The following is a 17,310-nucleotide window of genomic DNA, read 5'->3' as shown; positions in this document are numbered from 1 at the left end:
GGCCTTAACGGGCCGGGGTGCACACGGTCTCTCGCCCGCACCCATCCTGACACATTCCAACTACACAGGGTGCACGGACGTCTCGTCCGTTCTTGGAAACATGATACGCGCCGTGGGGAAGAGGCGGACGAGACGTCCGCGCACCCGGAAAAAACTCAGTTGCCCTTCGCCGACACGATTGCAGTGGTCTGCGTGTCGCCGAGAGAGACCCAGGCATTCTGGTCGGATTGCGATTGGCGCTTGACGTAGCGATAGCCGGTGGCCCGCCAGGAGAGGATCTTGGGCTCCTGGTTGTCGAGCACGAACTCGCCGCGATCGGTCTTCACCATCAAGACGGCGTGGCCTTCGTTCTTCTTGTCACGCACCACGGTGATCAGCAGGGCCGAGCGCGGCCAGCCGGCATCGATCAGCAATTTGCGCTTGAGCAGGACATAGTCCTCGCAGTCGCCCTTACCGTTGGTGGGGTATGCCCACCACTCGACCTTACCGTAATTGTCGAGGTCGGTGACCGGCTTCACCGATTTGTTGACCTGGTCGTTCAACGCGATCAGGTCCTTCCAGGCCTGGCGCGAGAGCACGATGTCGCGTGCTTCCTGCGAGCCCGACTTGCAATCGGCCGGATTGTCCTTGCAGAACTGCAGATAGCCGGAGGGCGGGGTGGTGACATCGCCCACGGGCGCATAGATCGGCATGGCGCTGTGACCGGCGGCGGCGGCCTGCGAGTTCGGCAGTGATGCCGTTGCGAGCGCCATGGCAGCCAAGGCGGCCTTAGGGGCCATTCGGTTCAAATTCGACCTGATCCTGATCCCGAAGCGCATCACAATCTTCAGACCCGTTTTGCCCGCCACCGGATGTTTACCCAGAGAGCAGGGCTAATTACCCGTTCCCGAAGTCAACTTCGCACAAGGGCTGGGGCCGCACAACGCTCTTGCCGCAGAAAAAACAAGATCCACGTGCGGTGCGAAATGCCATAACCCTTTGAAAAATTTCATGTTAACGGTAGATTAACCACGATTTCCCGTTTTCCGGAGACCGTGGGCAACAAGGGGATGCGTGGCATGATTGCCACGGTTTCGTCACCTTTGCCGGGGCTAATTTGGTTAACGTCGAGTGGCTTCGACGCCGATATTGTCGATGAGGCGGGTGGCGCCCAGCCGGGCCGCCACCAGCAGCCGCACCGGCCCCTCCGCCAGTGAGGTCACCGGGGCAAGGCTCACCGCCTGCCGCGCCTCCAGATAATCGAGCTCGAAGCCTCCAGCCGCGATGGCGCCACGCCCGGACGCCAGGGCGGTCTCGATGTCGGCCCCCTTGATCACGTCGTCTGCGACCTGCCGGAGGGTGCGATGCAGGAGAGGGGCCTGGGCTCGCTGCTGCGGCGTGAGATAGCGGTTGCGTGACGACATCGCCAATCCGTCGGCTTCCCGCACGGTCGGCACGCCGACCACCGTGATCGGCAAATCGAGGTCGCGCGCCATCTGGGTGACGACGCAAAGCTGCTGATAGTCCTTCTCGCCGAACAGGGCGATATCCGCGCCGCTTTGGCAGAACAGCTTGGTCACCACCGTCGCCACGCCGGCAAAATGGCTGGGACGGAAACGGTCCTCCAGGCCGGCCTGCGCCGGCCCGGCAAGCGAGACAGTGGTGGCGAAGCCCTGGGGATAGACCTGGCTGACGTCGGGGGCGTATAGGAGGTCGCAGCCGACATCCCTGAGACGGGCGAGATCCGCCGCCTCCGTGCGGGGATATTTGGCGAGATCCTCGGTCGGTGCGAATTGGGTGGGATTGACGAAGATCGTGGTCACCACGCGGCTTGCCCGCTGGCGGGCTTGCCGCACAAGAGTGATGTGGCCGTCATGCAGAGCGCCCATGGTCGGTACCAGGGCGACGGTCTCCTGCACCTCGCGAAAGCGCTTCACGGCCTGGCGCAACTCCGCCACGGTTCGAACGACCAGGGTTTGGCGTGCCATCCCGTACTCCGCAGGTCCATTACGTCGCATTTGCCTGGCCAGGGTCCCGCAGCGTTTTGCGATTTGGCTGTCACGCCGAGAATCGCAAAGACGCGCCGAACCAAAGAGTTTGAGCAAAGCCCCGATTACGTTTAAACGCGCTTTGCTCGGGGAATGCCCAACTGGCAGACTCGGATTCATCGCTGTTTCGCAGATCGGATAGAAGTGGGCCAGCTTATTTTCGCATGCGTGGTGCTGTTCTGCCTGTGGCCGTTTCTCAAGCCGGGCATGCTGTCGAAGACACCGGTTCTGGATAGCCTGCTGCGGCGCGGCGGCAGCTTCCTCGCCTTTGCCTTCGGCCTCTATCTGCTGACGCGCGGCGTCTGGGGCATGGGATTGCCTTTGCTACTTTTGGCAGCTGGCATGCGGGGCTGGCTGCCGCAATTGCCGGATGGCATCATTCCAGGCTCGACGGCGAGGCCAAGCTCGGTGCGCACCGCGGATCTGGTGATCATGCTCGATGCCAACAGGCAGCCGGTGGATGGGCAGGTCATTCGCGGGCGATTTTCGGGCCGTCGCCTTTCGGGCATGCAGGCGGCCGAACTGATGACATTGCGCGGCGAGATCGCAGCCGATTTCGTCGGCCGTTCAATCCTTGAAGCTTATCTGGACCGCCGGCTTGCCGGATGGCGTGAACACTTCAAGGATGATGCGCACGCGAGGGGCTTCGGAACGGCGGCGTCCGACGCGATGACGAAGCAGGAAGCTTACCAGATCCTTGGGGTGCAGCCGGGGGCGAGCGCCCAGGAAATTCGTCGAGCGCACCGGGCGCTCATGAAGAAAATCCATCCCGATAAGGGGGGCACGACGCAGATGGCTGCTCGTGTCAACCGGGCCAGGGACATGCTTCTTGAAGGCCATTGACGCTAACTCCACCGAACTTGCTCGGTTCCGACGATGCCTGAGCGTCGCAGAACATGGTTACGCAACGATTAAGCTTGCGTCGTTTTCCCCGGGCCACGCGCGTTGTGGTGAAAGCCGCCTTTATGCTGGCGCGTCGAAGATGTTCTTCCAGCGATCCCAGCAGGTACCGATCTCAAAGCGAGCTGGTGCAAGCCCCTTCAAACAAAGGCGCGGCCCATCCGAGGAAGGCCGCGCCCGAGTGAAATGAAAACCGGCTCTTACCGAAAAATCAGAGCTTCACGGCAACGCAGGCGAAGGAAGCCGCCTTGAGGGCGCTGCAGGCGGACTGGGCCTGGTGCTGATCGCTGAAGCCGGCAAAGCGAGCCCTCCAAAGGGTCGAACCGTTGCGGCTGACCGTCTCGGTGAACGGGCGGGCGGAGGAGAGCGCTTTGTTGCCGGCTGCCTTGGCGCTGGACAGCAGCTGCCGGGCTGCTCCCTCGCTGTCGGCCGCGCCGATCTGGATGATCCAGCCGCTGCGCTGCGGTGCAGCCAGGGCGACCGAATCGCGGGTGACGGCAACGGTGCGGACATTCTGCACGGTGGCGGTGGTGTCGGGGCTGGACTCGCTGCTCTGGCCAGCGCGCACGGGCGGCGTGGCCGGCGCGGTCGTGACCGGCTGGAGGCCCTGCACCCAGCGCATGCTCGGGGTACTGGGCGCCGCGAAGGCCATGACCGGCTTGGCAGGAACGGGCTGGGGCCGGGCCTGCGGCGCGGAGGCGGGCGCCGCGTCCCCGACGATTTCGGGGGGCATCGGTGCCGCCACCGGGGCGGCCTGGCGGGCCTTCGGCGCCTCAGCGACCACGGCCGGCCGGACAACCGGCGGACGCGGCGGCGCTGCCATGGGCTCGGCATCGTTTGGGAGTTCGGCCCGTGCGACCTGCGTGGAGGAGCGGTCGACTGCGTTGCCGGCATAGGCGACCGGCAGATAGGCGTCGATCAGGCGGCGCATCACCATGTCGCGCGAAGCGGCGCTGCGGCCGCCCATCACCACGGCGACCAATTGCCTGTCGTTGCGCTTGACGGAGGTCAGGAGATTGAAGCCGCTGGCATTGGTGTAGCCGGTCTTGATGCCGTCGACCCCTTCCACCGAACCCAAGAGGCGGTTGTGCCCCGGGATCGGCCGCCCGCGATAGACGAAGCTGCGGGTCGAGAACAGGCGGTAATATTGCGGGAAGCGCTTCTGGATGGCCATGCCCAGGATGGCGAGGTCATGGGCGCTGGTGATCTGCCGGCTGTCAGGCAGGCCGGAGGCATTGACGAAGGTGGTGCGTGCCATGCCGAGCGCGCGGGCCTTGCGGGTCATGTAGGCGGCAAAATTGCTTTCCGAGCCGGCAAGGGCTTCGGCCACCACCACGGCGGCGTCATTGGCCGAACGCGTCACCATGCCCTTGATGGCGTCGTCAACCCGGATGGTCTGGCCGGCGCGCAGGCCAAGCTTGGTGGGGGACTGCGAGGCGGCGTGGGCGGAGACGGGAAGCTCGGTCGCCATCGAGAGCCGCCCGGCCTGCAGCTGCTCGAACAGCAGATAGAGCGTCATCACCTTGGTGATGGAGGCGGGATGCCGCAGGGCCTCGGGGGAGGCTTCGTAGAGCGTGCGGCCGGTCTTCACGTCGACGACGATGGCGGCATAGCGCGGATTGTTGCGCATGTCGGCGGGAATGGCCGAGGCGGCCGATTCCGCGCGGACGCGCTTGCTACGCGCGTGCTTCATCGCTTTCTGCGCCGGGGCGGCGTGGTGGCCGCGGCGGCGCGCATCCGCTTCGTCCGGATGAAAGGCCAGGGTTGTCGTGAACACTACCAAGCCGGCTGCAACCATTGTGGTGGTCCGGGCCAGTCCGCCCCCGATCCAACGCGATAGCATGCAAAGTCCCCAATACTCACCGGCGCAACAGCACCGTCCATTACATGTCCCTGCGAAACCGGTGGTCTCTTTCGCCCTTCGTCCGGGGCTCACCCCATCCCCTGCGGGGAGGAAGCCGTCTCACCGTGCCGCTGCAGGGACGACACAGTCAACGAACCTAGGCGGACGCGGTTACGGATCGGTTAAGTGCCCAGTCGGCGCGGCATTTTGGTCGCATGATTGTCCGATTGGTTGAGAATGAATGAAAAAGACGTACTTCACCCGCTGTTCAGGCCTCCCGACATATTAATGCGATGGGACACTCTAGCAGAAAGTCGGGGTCGATCATAAATTCGGTTCGTGGAAGCCTTTTTCCTCGTCGAGATCGTGTTAGGCTGCAGGCGATTGCAGTTGTCGAAATGGAAGATTCAACGATTCTGGATATTGCATTGAGCGCCGCGCACAAGCCGTTTCCCTTGATCGGCATGGCCCGCGAGCCCCGAGCTCCAGGCGGTGGTGGGGGCACCAACGCGGCCGTGATCACCAAGACACGGCCGGCAACCAAACGCCCCAAACTCTACCGGGTCCTGTTGCTGAACGACGACTATACCCCGATGGAATTCGTCATCGAGGTGCTGGAGCGCTTCTTTAACAAGGATCGTGACGGCGCCACCCATATCATGCTGCATGTTCACCACAATGGCGTGGGAGAGTGTGGCGTCTACACCTACGAGGTCGCGGAGACCAAGGTGACTCAAGTCATGGATTTTGCCCGTAAGCATCAGCATCCGCTGCAATGCGTCATGGAAGAAAAGTGAGGAACTGATCGTGCCATCCTTTTCAAGACACCTCGAACAGTCCCTCCATCGCGCTCTGGCCGCCGCCAATCAGCGCCATCACGAATATGCGACTCTCGAGCATCTGCTGCTCTCCCTGATCGAGGATCAGGACGCGGCGGCGGTGATGCGGGCCTGCAATGTCGATCTCGACATCCTGCGCCGTAATCTGGTCGAATATATCGACACCGAGCTGGAGAATCTGGTCTCGGACGGCCGCGACGACGCCAAGCCGACGGCGGGGTTCCAGCGCGTCATCCAGCGAGCGGTCATCCACGTGCAGTCCTCGGGCCGCGAGGAAGTCACCGGCGCGAATGTGCTGGTGGCGATCTTCGCCGAACGCGAGAGCCATGCCGCCTATTTCCTGCAGGAGCAGGACATGACGCGCTATGATGCCGTGAATTATATCTCGCACGGCATTGCCAAGCGTCCCGGCCTGTCGGAAGCCAAGGCTCCGCGCGGCGTCGACGAGGCTGATGGCGACAGCCCGAAGACGACAGCCAACGGCGAGGATGCGTCCAAGAAGAAGCAGGACGCCATCGACGCCTATTGCGTCAACCTCAACAAGAAGGCGAGGGATGGCAAGATCGACCCGCTGATCGGGCGTGACAGCGAGATCACGCGCACGATCCAGGTGCTCTGCCGCCGGCAGAAGAACAATCCGCTCTTCGTCGGCGATCCCGGCGTCGGCAAGACGGCGATCGCCGAAGGCCTCGCCCGCCGCATCATCGAGGGTGACGTGCCGGAGGTGCTGCGCGGTGCCACCGTGTTCGCGCTCGACATGGGCACGCTGCTCGCCGGCACGCGCTATCGCGGTGATTTCGAGGAGCGCCTGAAGCAGGTGGTGAAGGAGATCGAGGCCTATCCGGGTGCGATCCTGTTCATCGACGAGATCCATACGGTGATCGGCGCCGGCGCCACCTCGGGCGGTGCCATGGATGCCTCCAACCTGCTCAAGCCGGCCCTGGCCGCCGGCCTGCTGCGCTGCATCGGCTCGACCACCTACAAGGAATACCGTCAATACTTCGAGAAGGACCGCGCCTTGGTGCGCCGGTTCCAGAAGATCGACGTGGCGGAGCCGTCCATTCCCGACACCATCGAGATCCTCAAGGGCCTCAAGCCTTATTACGAGGAATATCACAAGCTGCGCTACACCAACGACGCCATCAAGGCGGCGGTGGAACTGTCGGCCAAGTACATCAATGACCGCAAGTTGCCGGACAAGGCGATCGACGTCATCGATGAGACCGGCGCTTCGCAGATGTTGGTGACCGAAAGCCGGCGCAAGAAGACGATCGGCGTCAAGGAGATCGAGGCGACCATCGCCACCATGGCGCGCATCCCGCCCAAGACCGTGTCGAAGGATGACACCGAGACGCTGCGGAATCTGGAGACGAACCTGAAGAGGGTGGTCTACGGGCAGGACAAGGCGATCAAGCAACTCTCGGCCGCCATCAAGCTGGCGCGTGCCGGCCTGCGCGACCCGGAGAAGCCGATCGGCAATTATCTGTTCTCGGGGCCGACCGGCGTTGGCAAGACCGAGGTCGCGCGCCAGCTCGCCTCGGTGCTCGGCATCAACCTGCTGCGCTTCGACATGTCGGAATATATGGAGCGGCACACGGTGTCGCGCCTGATCGGCGCGCCTCCCGGCTATGTCGGCTTCGATCAGGGCGGCTTGCTGACGGACGGCATCGACCAGAACCCGCATTGCGTGCTGCTGCTGGACGAGATCGAGAAGGCCCATCCGGACCTGTTCAACATCCTGTTGCAGGTGATGGATCACGGCAAGCTCACCGATCATAACGGCAAGAGCGTCGATTTCCGCAATGTGATCCTGATCATGACCACCAATGCCGGTGCGGCGGATCTGGCCAAGGCGGCGTTCGGCTTCACCAAGAACAAGCGCGAAGGTGACGACACCGAGGCGATCAACCGTCTGTTCACGCCGGAGTTCCGCAACCGCCTGGATGCCACCATTCCCTTCGACCACCTGTCGCAGGAGATCGTCAGCCAGGTCGTCGACAAGTTCATCGCGCAGCTCGAAGTGCAGCTCGCCGATCGTCATGTCGCGGTGGAGCTCTCCAACGACGCTCGCACCTGGCTGGTGGCCAATGGCTATGACGAGTTCATGGGCGCCCGGCCGATGGCTCGCCTGATCCAGCAGGCCATCAAGACGCCGCTGGCCGACGAGGTGCTGTTCGGCCGGTTGAAGTCGGGCGGTGCCGTGCGGGTGACCGTCGTCACCAACGAAGAGGGTAAGCAGGAACTGGGCTTCGAATATCCCGCCGGCCCGGCCAAGCCCAAGCCCGAACCGGTGGTGGCGGACAACAGCCAGGCCTCGGCCAAGAAGCCCAAGGCCAAGCCGAAGGGGCCGCCGCAGCGCGAGCCTGACGCTCCGGCCGGCGCCGAATAGGCCTGCGCCGAAAGGACGGCCCGGGAATATCCAAGGGGCGTGAGACGGGGCACCGTTTCACGGCCCTTGTCGAAGGACAGGTCTTGCGCGGATTTGCCCGGCGCGGATTTGCCCGGCGCGGATTTCGGGTGATGCATCGGCGCCGAGCAGATCGGGCCCGCGGCCACGATGGACGGCAATGCGGGGGTCAGGGCATATCCTTTGGCGGCAGAGCCGGTTTGGGCAATGGCACGAGATCGACGTTGCGCGATTGCCCGCCGAGAAAAGCCGGATCGAACAGGCCGCCTCCGGAAGGATCGCCGCCGGGCGGTGCGCCGGTCTGCAGCGGGCCTGCCGGGACGCTTTGGGATGCCCCAGTTCCGAAAAATTCCGCGCGTCCGCCCTGCAGATTGCCCTTTTCGATCTCCTTCTGAGCCTTGGACACCCGCCCGGCGAGGTTCGTCGTATAGGGCAGGCGATAGGCTCGTGGCTCGCCGGTCGGCAGGTTGGCCGCATCCAGTTCCTCGAGCCAGAGATGGATGGCGCCGGCCTCGCCTTGGACGACATTGGGCTCGACGATCCTTGTCCACAGCACCTGAAAGCGGGCGGGCACTCCGACGGGAGCCGACCAGCCCAGCAGGCCTTGCGTCGAGAAGAACACGACGACATAGAACAGGCTCGCCGCGCCGATCGCGCCGATCTTGATCAGGCGCGGCAATGCCAGCCTGATCAGCACGGTGAGCATGAGGAGGCTGAGGAAGACATAAGCGAGCACCAGGCAGAGCGCGTTCATCTCAAGCATCGCCGCCGCCTGTCGTTATTGCCGCCGTCATCGGTTCTTGTTCCAGGCATTGTGCATGCCGCGCAGGATCGACCTGGCTTCCCGGCTCGTGCCGGTGACCTCGCCCTGAGCATCCATGGTGAAGCGTATGGCGGTCAGTTCTGTTCCGCCCTCTGCCGTATCAACCGTCTCCCTGGCGACGATCTTGGCGACCGGATTGAGCTTTTGCACCGTTACCGTCACCGGCACCGGCTGCTGGGTCAGAGCGGTGAAGTGATAGACATTCACCGTGTATTCGCCGGCCACGAAGCCGCGAATGCTGACGAGTTCCTCGCGCACCTTGGTCTGCTGCTTGCGGCCGTTGACCATGACGAAATCGTTGAGGCCGCCGCGATCGTCACGGTCGAGCACCAGGAAGCCCGCCTCGCGCCGGCGGTACCAGGCGATGTTGCCGAGGGGATCCTGGACGAAGATGTCCATGTCGTCGGGATGATTGTCGGGCCAGTCCATGGTGATGATGAACTCGGCCTTGCTGTCGATCTTGCCCTCATTGGCCTTGGGGGAAATGATGATGAACACCACGAAGAACAGGAAGGCGATGACCTGCAAGGCCTTGAACAGTACCACGCTGAACGGGTCGAAGGCTTCTTCCCGCCCATGGAGATCGAAGTCATCGATCATCCCGGCGCCCTTTGCGCTTCCAGCGCCGAAATCACATGGACTTCGGTGAGATCGACCGCGAAGGAGAAGATGCGCGAGGTGGCGCCGTCGAGGAAATGATACTGAACCTTGATCAGGATCGAGCCGATCAGACCCACCAGCGTGGTGTACATGGCAACCGCCATGCCTCCGCTCATCAGCGACATCGAACTGCGCACGGCTTCCTTGCTGTCGGTATCGAGCCCGGCGATCGGCGCCAGCATCATGATGAAACCGACGATGGTGCCGAGCAGGCCGAGTTTCATCAGCGTATCGCTGGCAAAGGCACCGTAGCGATTGGAGCCCCGCAGCCGGTCGGCCAGAACGCGCAACAGCAAGGTCTGGTCGAGGCGGGCCGCGCCCTGTAGATGGGCCTTGGTGACGAGGTCGCGTATGTGCCCGGCGACCAGGCCATGCCCAAGCTTTCCGTCGGGTGTCGAACCCAAGCCTATCGGAGCCGAGCCTGTCGAACTCATGCCTGTCGAACCTATGGCCACCAGGGCAGACTTGCCGTCTCGGATGATCGCCTGGGCCGTGCGCCGGGCAGCCTCCCCCTCGCGCCCGATGGCGAGGATGCGCCACAGGCAATGCAGACTGCTTGCGATGTAGAGGAGGACGATGACAACGGAGATATAGGTCTTGTCCTCGTCGATCATCTTGGCAATGAAGCCAAAATACCAAAGCACGAGGAAGGCGAAGATGCTGACGCCGGTAAAGACGAGCCAGGGCAGCAGGGGATCGGCACCGGAAAGGCGCGGTTGACGCTCGCTCATGGGACGTTTGGACTCATGGGACTGACTCTCACGGAGCTTGCCTACGGTTGCAATGGATCGACGAGTCTTGCTTCAGGCTAACAACGACGAAAGCTGGCATCCTGGGTAGGCGTCCCGATTTCACTTGGGCATTTTGCCCGACATTGGCTTGGGCGGGGCGCCTCGAAGCCTTTGTGCTTGCCAGCACCACGGGCCATGCTCACTATTCGAGCGTCGATCCAGCACGAGTGAGCCATGAACCTCTTCGGTCATCTCGTTTTGCGGCTCGCCGCCGCCATCATTCTCTGCCTCGCCTGCGCCATCGGCTGGGTCTTGCACGACACGCGCCGTGCCACCGAAGCGGAGACCCGCGCCTCGGCCGAGCGGGTCTCCACAGCGCTGCAAGCTCTCTATTGGCGCGAACTGCTTTGGCGCGGCGGACTTTCGCGCGACCTCATCCTCCCCTTGCCCGATTGGAATACCATCGTGACGATGAAGGTGATTTCGCCGGGCATCTGCATAACCGTAGCGCCCGGCCGGGAAGAACCCCGGCGCCTGTGCAGCCAGCTCGAGACGATCGGCCGTCCCGCGCCGGCCTGGTTCGAAACCTCCTATGACTGGCTGTTCGGGCCCAACCCGGTCGTCAGGCGCCCTCTCAGCGATCGCGAGCGTCAGGCCGGGACCATCGAGGCAGTGTCGGATCATGGCGCGGCCGTGCGGCTGGCCTGGGACCGGATCACCATCGTGCTTAGCGTGGCAAGCCTGCTGGCGATCGCCATCGGCGTGCTCGCCGCGCTGTTCATCGGCCAGTCGCTTTTGCCGGCGCGTACGATCGTCGCCGGCCTACGTCGCCTCGAACGCGGGGATTACGGCTACCGCCTGCCTCGTTACCGCACGGCGGAATTCGACCGCATCTCCGGCGCGGTGAACGATCTCACCTGCCGTCTGGCCGAAACCACCGCCCAGCGCGTCGCCCTCACCAACCGCCTGTTCCAGGTGCAGGAAGAGGAACGGCGCACGCTGGCGCGCGATCTCCACGACGAATTCGGCCAGTGTCTGGCGGCCGTCAATGCCCTTGCCGGCGCCATCGAATTGGAGGCGGCGGACCGGCCGGAGATTGCCAAGGACGCTCGCTCCATCGCCGAAGTGACCCGCCGGATGAATGCGACCTTGCGCGGCACCCTGCAACGGTTGCGTTCTCAGGAACTCGAGGAACTGGGCCTGGAGGCCAGCCTCGCCCAACTCGTGGCCGGCTGGAATGTCGGCAACACCACGCGCACCAGGTTCCACCTCGATATCGCCGGCAATCTCACCGGCCTTCCGCATGCCATCGCCCTGAGCATCTATCGCATTGCGCAGGAGTGCCTGACCAATGCCGCGCGCCACGGCAAGCCGCGCGATATCCGCCTGTTCGTCAAGCGAACGGGTTTGCAGGAGGAGGGGGCTGTCGAACTCAGCGTCGAGGACGACGGCGGCGGCAATCCGCTGCGGCTGACCATGGAGGCCGGGCATGGCATCCTCGGCATGCGCGAGCGCGTGGCGGCGCTGGGCGGAAGCCTTTCCATCGGCCAGGCGCGGCACGGCGTGCGCATCGCAGCCATCATTCCGCTGCTCGCCGATCGCGTCGACCGGATGCGCGACCTGGCGCGGCCCGTCCCGGCATGAGCGATCTCAGTATCCTGCTGGTGGATGACCATCCCGTCGTCAGGGAAGGCTATCGGCGGCTGCTCGAAAAGGTGCCCGGCTATCGCGTAGTGGCCGAAGCCAGCGACGCCGTTTCAGCCTATGAGGCCTACCGGCAAGCCAAGCCCGACGTGGTGGTGATGGATCTTTCCCTGCCGGGCCTCAGCGGCATCGAAGCCTTGCGCCATATCCGCCAATGGGACCATGCCGCCCGGGTTCTCATCTTCACCATGCATAGCGGCGCCGCCTTCGCCCTCAAGGCGTTCGAAGCGGGGGCTGCCGGCTATGTCACCAAGGGCAGCGATGCAGCCGAACTCGTCAACTCCGTTGCCCTGGTCGCCAAGGGCGAGAGAGCCATGAGCAACGACGTAGCGCGCGAGATCGCGGCCGAACGCCTGGCCCATGCCGCATCGCCGCTCGCCGAGCTCAGCCCGCGCGAAACCGAGATCCTGCGCTTGGTCGCATCAGGCTGGTCGGCCGAGGCCATCAGCGCGTCCCTGCATCTCAGCCTCAAGACCGTCCGCAACTACCACTATCAGATCAAGACCAAGCTCGGCGCCCGCAACGATGCCCATCTCGTGTGGCTGGCCATCGATGCCAAGCTGGTTTGATTCAAGCCGTTACAACTCGAGGGGAGCCTCCTGCGCGACGGCAGAGGCGACATGGGTCTTGATGCCGCTTTGGCGTATCCTGTCGAGGAAGGGGGCTGGAATATCGTCGCAGACCAGGATGTCGACATCCTCGAGCGATCCGAGCCTGACCAGCGCCCGCTTGCCGAATTTCGTGCTGTCGACGGCGAGGATGGTGCGTTCGGTCTGCGCCAGGGCCGCGGTGACGGCCGAAACCTCGGCATAATCGTCGTCGCAGATGTCTCCCGCCTGGTCGATTCCGCTCACCGAGATGATGGCATAGTCGAATTTGAAGCGGCGGATATAGTCGGCGGTGTCCTCCCGGAACACGCCTCCATCCACTGGCCGTACGAAGCCGCCGGGGATAGCCAGGGCGAAATTGGAATTCTCGCTGAAAATGGTGGCGACCCGCAGGCTGTAGGTGACGATCCGGAGGTCCCGCCGCTGCAGCAGGGCATGGGCGATCGCTTCGCAGGTCGTGCCGGTATCCATGAAGATTGCCGCCCCGTCTGGAATGACCTGGGCGACGAGAGCGGCCACCCTGGCTTTGTGTGAAGCGTTCTCGATGCGCCGCTGGCGGCGCGTAACGGCGTCGACCGGGGTAGCGATCGTGGCGCCGCCGTGCAGGCGGCGCACGCGGCCCGTGGCTTCCAGCGCGATGATGTCCCGACGAGCGGTCTGTGTCGTGACGGCGAAACGTTCGGCGATTTCCTCGATCGACAGATAGTGGCTGCGTTCGAGCAGCCGCAGCAATTCGGCCTGCCGATTCGATTTCTTGGTGCCGTCGCCGAGCCCATATTCGTCGAGTTGCGTCATCTGGCCTGCTTCGTTTCGCCCCGGGTGGCCAATGTCCATCCCCGCGGAAATGTTTCAAGGGAAAATGTCGCCGGGTATGCCCTGGCCACCCACTCGCCCGATGCGATGTCATGGGGCCTGGGAACCGCCGTCACCCGACGGTTACCGGAACCAAAATGTAATCAAAACAACATTTTTGTGCCTTCGCGTTTATGCCCGATAGTAGGCAATACCTGGCCAAAAAGCTAATGAATGGCGCCCTATTACTGATAATTTCCCGTTTTATCGCGATCTTCAGGCCGCCTGCCCGAAAGCCATAGCCGCCTGTGAGATGCAGGCGCGCTGTGTGTCCGACAAATTGTAATAAAGGTGACATTTGGCTGTGCCACCACGAAGAGTGTGGGTGGCAAAATGTTACTTCGATCGGGCTGGGTGCTTTCAGCGGATCCTGGTCATGGCCACCCCCGTGATCGATTCAATTGGGGGTATTGCAATGGCTATTGGGGATAGTCGCCGCGAATGGCGGCTCGGGCTCTTCGGCATCGGTGCGCATTTGTTATCCGGGGTGGCGCTGTGCACCTTGGCGTCCACGCCGAGCCTGGCCCAGGATGACGGCACATTGCGGATCATGACTTTGAACATCTGGAATCAGTTCAAGCAGAATCCGGAAGTCGTGGCCGACTTCATGACCAAGGTGAATTTCGACGTCCTGGGCATGCAGGAGGTCAATGGCAGCAAGTATGTTTCCGATATTCCGGGTTTTCTCGAAAAGGCGGGACTGGGCACCTATGGGAAAGTCCAGATCGGGGACGTCGGCATCATATCCCGGCTGCCGGGAAGCTTTGGCACCTATGTCTTGCCCGGCATTTCCACGCAGGGGCGCAATATCAGCTACACCATAGCGGACCAGCAGGGCGGGCGGCCGCAGACGGTGGTCGGTACCGTCCATCTCGATTATGCCGACGGCCCGCAGGGACGCGTCAAGGAGGCTCAGGCCCTCAACGAGTGGGCGAAGACGTCTTCGCGCCCTGTCATCCTCATGGGGGATTTCAATGCAGGCGACGTCGCCGAACGCGGGCTGATGAGCGCTGCGCAGCAGTCCTATTTCTATGCAGGCTATGTCGTCGGTTCCTACGGCGACAACGCGCTCTACAAGAAGCTGAGGGATGAATATCTGGGCGCGGACCAGCTCGCCAAGGCGCAGGCCTATTTCGACGACATGCGCTCCGGCGGCAAAGGCAAGGAGAAATATCGCAGCGTCATCCAGGCCTATTTCGACGCCAACCGGAGCAAATATCCCGGCATCACCAATATCGGCCAGATGAGTTGGCGGCAATGGGAAGAGATCATCGCGCTCGATGCCCAGGCCAAGGGCATCACCTTCAAGGATGAAACCTATCCGGTCGCCGACAACCAGCCGGTGACGATGAACGTCCTCAAGAAGCAATATATGCTGCTGCAGACGGAAGCCGAGCGGGAGCATTTCAAGCCGCACGACCTCAACGACGGCAGCTCGACCTGGCCCTCCGCGGGGGAGGACGACACCAATACCTGGGCGAGCTGGGACCGCACCAAGATCGACCACTTCCTGGCCTCGCGTCCCTTCGGCAAATGGTATGTGCTCGCCGACGATCCCAATGATCCCTATTCCGGTGTCATCAAGGATGTGTATGTCACCAAGCCCGATGGCACCAAGGCGCCGATATCGGATCACGAACCGGTCGCGCACAACCTGAAATGGATCGGTCCGGCGCTCGAGAGCTACACCGAAACGGCAGGCGGCAAGAGTTCGGACAAGACGCGCCTGGTCTGGGGCGAGCAAGCCAATACTTTCGCCAAGGACGGCAAGGAGTTCTTCCTCACCCGCAACAATATGCGCAGGGACATCTATCTCGGCCAGATCTCCGACGCGAACGGCAATCCCATTCTCGCCGGCCTGACGGAGGAGGAGAAGAAGACCCTTCTCGATTGCGCGAGCAAGGATCCGCGCTTCCAGCAGGCGATCCAGGAATATTGCATCGACGACCACTCCTTCATCGGCGAGACGCTGGTCAAGGACAAGGGCGTGCTGATCGTCGAGGAGGATGCGGCGCTCGGCACTTCGCAGGCCAGGCTGCGTCTGGCCGACGGCACGTTGCGCATCATCGGCGATGATATGCATGGCCTCGATCGCGCCCTGGTGCTGGAAGGCGTCGGCGGTTCGCTCGACGTCGCCAGCGCGGGCAATGCCGTGACGCTAGGCCAGGCGATCACCGGCGAAGGCGGGCTCACCAAGCTCGGGGCAGGGGGGCTGCGCCTCACCGGCACGGGCACCTATGCGGGACCCACGCTGGTGAAGCAGGGAACCCTGGTCGTCGATGGCTCGCTGACCTCGACCGTGACGGTCGATCGGGGTGCGGCACTTGGCGGCAGCGGTGCCATCGGCGGTCTCGAGGCCAAATCGGGCAGCCTGGTCACGCCGACCGGTGCCGGCGTGCTGACGGTGAAGGGCGATGCCCGTTTCAGCCAGGGCAGTTATTACCAGGTGGATGTCGGCGCGGGCGACAAGGCCGACAAGATTGCGGTGACCGGCAAGGCGACGCTGGACGGCGGCACCGTGCTGATCGGCGCCCAGGGCGGCAATAGTCTGTTGAGCAAGGAGCAGCTGCTCTCGCTCTATGGCAAGGAATACACCATCCTGACCGCCGAAGGCGGCGTCAGCGGGCGCTTCGAAGGCGCGCTGCCCGATTATGCCTTCCTCGGGGCGAGCTTCGGCTATGACCCTACCGAAGTGACGATGACCATCGGCCGCAACGGCCGCAGCTTTGCGAGCGTCGGGCAGACGGTCAATCAGCGTGCCGCGGCGGCGGGACTGGAGTCGCTGGGAAGGGGTAATGCCCTCTTCGACGATTTCCTGGTGGCCAATGCCGGCGCCGATCTCGCCGGCCACCTGGCCTCGCTGTCGGGAGAGGTCAATGTTTCCACACGGACCGCCTTGATCGAAGGCGACAGCCAGTTGAGCGCCATGGCGACCGATCGCTTGCGGTCGGCTTTCGAGACGACGGCGGCTGCAGGCCTGCCAGCGACGGGGGCCGGGACGGCTTCCGCCATGCCCATGCAGTTCGCCTCACTCGGCGCCTCGAATACGCCCGAGGCTTCGGCTTCACCGGCAGCGCTTCCGGCGGCGGTCGGGCTTTCCGTCTGGGGGCAGGGTTTCGGTTCCTGGGGGCGCTCGGGCAGCACCGGCAACGCCGCCGGCATGACGCGCAACAGCGGCGGTTTCCTGGTCGGCGCCGATACGCCCGTGGCGCTCGGTGAGACGGATGTCCGGCTCGGTGCGCTCGCGGGCTATAGCCGCACCAGCTTCAGCACCCGGGGCCTGGGCAGCGGTGACAGCGACAATTACCATCTCGGCCTTTATGCCGGCACGATGGTGGGGCAGCTCGCCTTGCGGGCCGGCGCCTTCTACACCTGGCACGACATCTCCACCGGCCGCGTGGCGGGCGGGCAGGGCGTCAGCGCCGACTACCGGGCCGGCACGGCCCAGGTCTTCGGCGAGGCCGGCTATAATCTGCGCTTCGGCGCCTTCGGTTTCGAGCCTTTCGCCAACTTCACCTTCCTCGACCTCAACAGCGATGGCTTCCATGAGCATGGCGGCAATGCCGCGCTTGCGGCCTCGTCCTCCACTACGGACGTGACCTTCGGCACGCTGGGGCTGCGGGCCTCCACCGCCTTCGAGCTCGCCAGCCTGACGGCACGCCTCAGCGCCACGCTCGGCTGGCGCCACGCCTTCGGCGATACCACACCCGTCGGTCGGTTCGCTTTCGATGGTGGAACGCCGTTCGGTGTCGAAGGTGTTCCGATCGCCGAAGATGCATTGGTTGCCAAGGCGGGGCTCGACCTCGCCCTCAGCCAGTCGGCGACGCTGAGCGTGGCCTATGGCGGCCAGTTCGCCCGCCGGGGCAGCTTCGACCAGAACGTGTCGGGCAAGTTCAGCTGGCGGTTCTGATCGGCA

Annotated in this window: 13 protein-coding genes; 6 read left to right on the top strand and 7 right to left on the bottom strand. The window is 63.7% G+C overall.

The annotated features are described in order from the left end of the window. Positions 1-155: 155 nt before the first annotated feature. Positions 156-692, bottom strand: coding sequence for a transglutaminase-like cysteine peptidase (locus tag J8I29_RS26580; protein ID WP_245197398.1), 537 nt, complete (start codon positions 690-692; stop codon positions 156-158). Positions 693-1,100: 408 nt separating this feature from the next. After that, positions 1,101-1,967, bottom strand: a complete 867-nt coding sequence (panC, locus tag J8I29_RS26575; protein WP_209433958.1) for a pantoate--beta-alanine ligase — start codon at positions 1,965-1,967, stop codon at positions 1,101-1,103. 204 nt (positions 1,968-2,171) lie between these two features. Here panC and J8I29_RS30480 point away from each other — a divergent pair, with 204 nt between their 5' ends. Next, a complete protein-coding gene (locus tag J8I29_RS30480) occupies positions 2,172-2,870 on the top strand; it encodes a DnaJ domain-containing protein (RefSeq protein WP_209433957.1) in 699 nt (232 codons plus the stop codon). Between the two features lie 268 nt (positions 2,871-3,138). On the opposite strand, the gene J8I29_RS26565 is transcribed toward J8I29_RS30480, so the two are convergent. Further along, complete coding sequence (locus tag J8I29_RS26565; RefSeq protein ID WP_209433956.1) at positions 3,139-4,770, bottom strand: SPOR domain-containing protein; 1,632 nt, start codon at positions 4,768-4,770, stop codon at positions 3,139-3,141. 464 nt (positions 4,771-5,234) lie between these two features. On the opposite strand from J8I29_RS26565, the gene clpS reads away from it, so the two are divergent. Continuing rightward, positions 5,235-5,567, top strand: a complete 333-nt coding sequence (gene clpS, locus J8I29_RS26560; protein WP_105863220.1) for an ATP-dependent Clp protease adapter ClpS — start codon at positions 5,235-5,237, stop codon at positions 5,565-5,567. 10 nt (positions 5,568-5,577) lie between these two features. Continuing rightward, entirely contained in the window at positions 5,578-7,998 is a 2,421-nt protein-coding gene (gene clpA, locus J8I29_RS26555; RefSeq protein ID WP_105862811.1) for an ATP-dependent Clp protease ATP-binding subunit ClpA, read from the top strand. 187 nt (positions 7,999-8,185) lie between these two features. Here clpA and J8I29_RS26550 read toward each other — a convergent pair whose 3' ends face one another. Genes J8I29_RS26550 through J8I29_RS26540 form a run of 3 tightly spaced genes read right to left on the bottom strand, consistent with a single transcriptional unit; the run spans position 8,186 to position 10,230 of the window. Next, on the bottom strand, positions 8,186-8,779 hold the full coding sequence (locus J8I29_RS26550; RefSeq protein ID WP_209433955.1) for a hypothetical protein: 594 nt from the start codon (positions 8,777-8,779) through the stop codon (positions 8,186-8,188). A gap of 27 nt (positions 8,780-8,806) precedes the next feature. Further along, positions 8,807-9,439, bottom strand: a complete 633-nt coding sequence (locus J8I29_RS26545; protein ID WP_209433954.1) for a hypothetical protein — start codon at positions 9,437-9,439, stop codon at positions 8,807-8,809. Then, on the bottom strand, positions 9,436-10,230 hold the full coding sequence (locus J8I29_RS26540; RefSeq protein WP_209433953.1) for a MotA/TolQ/ExbB proton channel family protein: 795 nt from the start codon (positions 10,228-10,230) through the stop codon (positions 9,436-9,438). The genes J8I29_RS26545 and J8I29_RS26540 overlap by 4 nt, the downstream gene beginning before the upstream one ends. Before the next feature lie 234 nt (positions 10,231-10,464). Here J8I29_RS26540 and J8I29_RS26535 point away from each other — a divergent pair, with 234 nt between their 5' ends. Next, positions 10,465-11,874: a histidine kinase gene (locus J8I29_RS26535; protein ID WP_209433952.1), complete on the top strand. Its 1,410-nt coding sequence runs from the start codon at positions 10,465-10,467 to the stop codon at positions 11,872-11,874. Next, a complete protein-coding gene (locus J8I29_RS26530) occupies positions 11,871-12,503 on the top strand; it encodes a response regulator transcription factor (protein WP_105862816.1) in 633 nt (210 codons plus the stop codon). Before J8I29_RS26535 ends, J8I29_RS26530 begins: the two co-directional genes overlap by 4 nt. 9 nt (positions 12,504-12,512) lie before the next feature. Here the strand turns inward: J8I29_RS26530 and J8I29_RS26525 are convergent, their stop codons facing one another. Further along, entirely contained in the window at positions 12,513-13,337 is an 825-nt protein-coding gene (locus J8I29_RS26525; RefSeq protein WP_209433951.1) for a DeoR/GlpR family DNA-binding transcription regulator, read from the bottom strand. Between the two features lie 472 nt (positions 13,338-13,809). Here J8I29_RS26525 and J8I29_RS26520 point away from each other — a divergent pair, with 472 nt between their 5' ends. Next, positions 13,810-17,304 (top strand): autotransporter domain-containing protein, encoded by a 3,495-nt coding sequence (locus J8I29_RS26520; protein ID WP_209433950.1) that lies wholly within the window; start codon positions 13,810-13,812, stop codon positions 17,302-17,304. Positions 17,305-17,310 lie beyond the last annotated feature (6 nt).

Source organism: Labrys sp. LIt4 (genome assembly GCF_017813775.1).
Lineage (GTDB): Bacteria > Pseudomonadota > Alphaproteobacteria > Rhizobiales > Labraceae > Labrys > Labrys okinawensis_A.
The sequence above is the reverse complement of the archived record's forward strand: the minus strand, read 5'-3'. Positions and strand labels throughout refer to the sequence as shown.

What these genes read in the sequence shown, in the direction of transcription:
- J8I29_RS26535 (WP_209433952.1), top strand. Translation starts at nt 10,465, where the DNA reads ATGAACCTCTTCGGTCATCTCGTTTTGCGGCTCGCCGCCGCCATCATT.
- J8I29_RS26545 (WP_209433954.1), bottom strand. Translation starts at nt 9,439, where the DNA reads ATGATCGATGACTTCGATCTCCATGGGCGGGAAGAAGCCTTCGACCCG.
- J8I29_RS26550 (WP_209433955.1), bottom strand. Translation starts at nt 8,779, where the DNA reads ATGCTTGAGATGAACGCGCTCTGCCTGGTGCTCGCTTATGTCTTCCTC.
- panC (WP_209433958.1), bottom strand. Translation starts at nt 1,967, where the DNA reads ATGGCACGCCAAACCCTGGTCGTTCGAACCGTGGCGGAGTTGCGCCAG.
- J8I29_RS26530 (WP_105862816.1), top strand. Translation starts at nt 11,871, where the DNA reads ATGAGCGATCTCAGTATCCTGCTGGTGGATGACCATCCCGTCGTCAGG.
- J8I29_RS26520 (WP_209433950.1), top strand. Translation starts at nt 13,810, where the DNA reads ATGGCTATTGGGGATAGTCGCCGCGAATGGCGGCTCGGGCTCTTCGGC.
- clpS (WP_105863220.1), top strand. Translation starts at nt 5,235, where the DNA reads ATGGCCCGCGAGCCCCGAGCTCCAGGCGGTGGTGGGGGCACCAACGCG.
- J8I29_RS26525 (WP_209433951.1), bottom strand. Translation starts at nt 13,337, where the DNA reads ATGACGCAACTCGACGAATATGGGCTCGGCGACGGCACCAAGAAATCG.
- J8I29_RS26580 (WP_245197398.1), bottom strand. Translation starts at nt 692, where the DNA reads ATGCCGATCTATGCGCCCGTGGGCGATGTCACCACCCCGCCCTCCGGC.
- J8I29_RS26540 (WP_209433953.1), bottom strand. Translation starts at nt 10,230, where the DNA reads ATGAGCGAGCGTCAACCGCGCCTTTCCGGTGCCGATCCCCTGCTGCCC.
- J8I29_RS26565 (WP_209433956.1), bottom strand. Translation starts at nt 4,770, where the DNA reads ATGCTATCGCGTTGGATCGGGGGCGGACTGGCCCGGACCACCACAATG.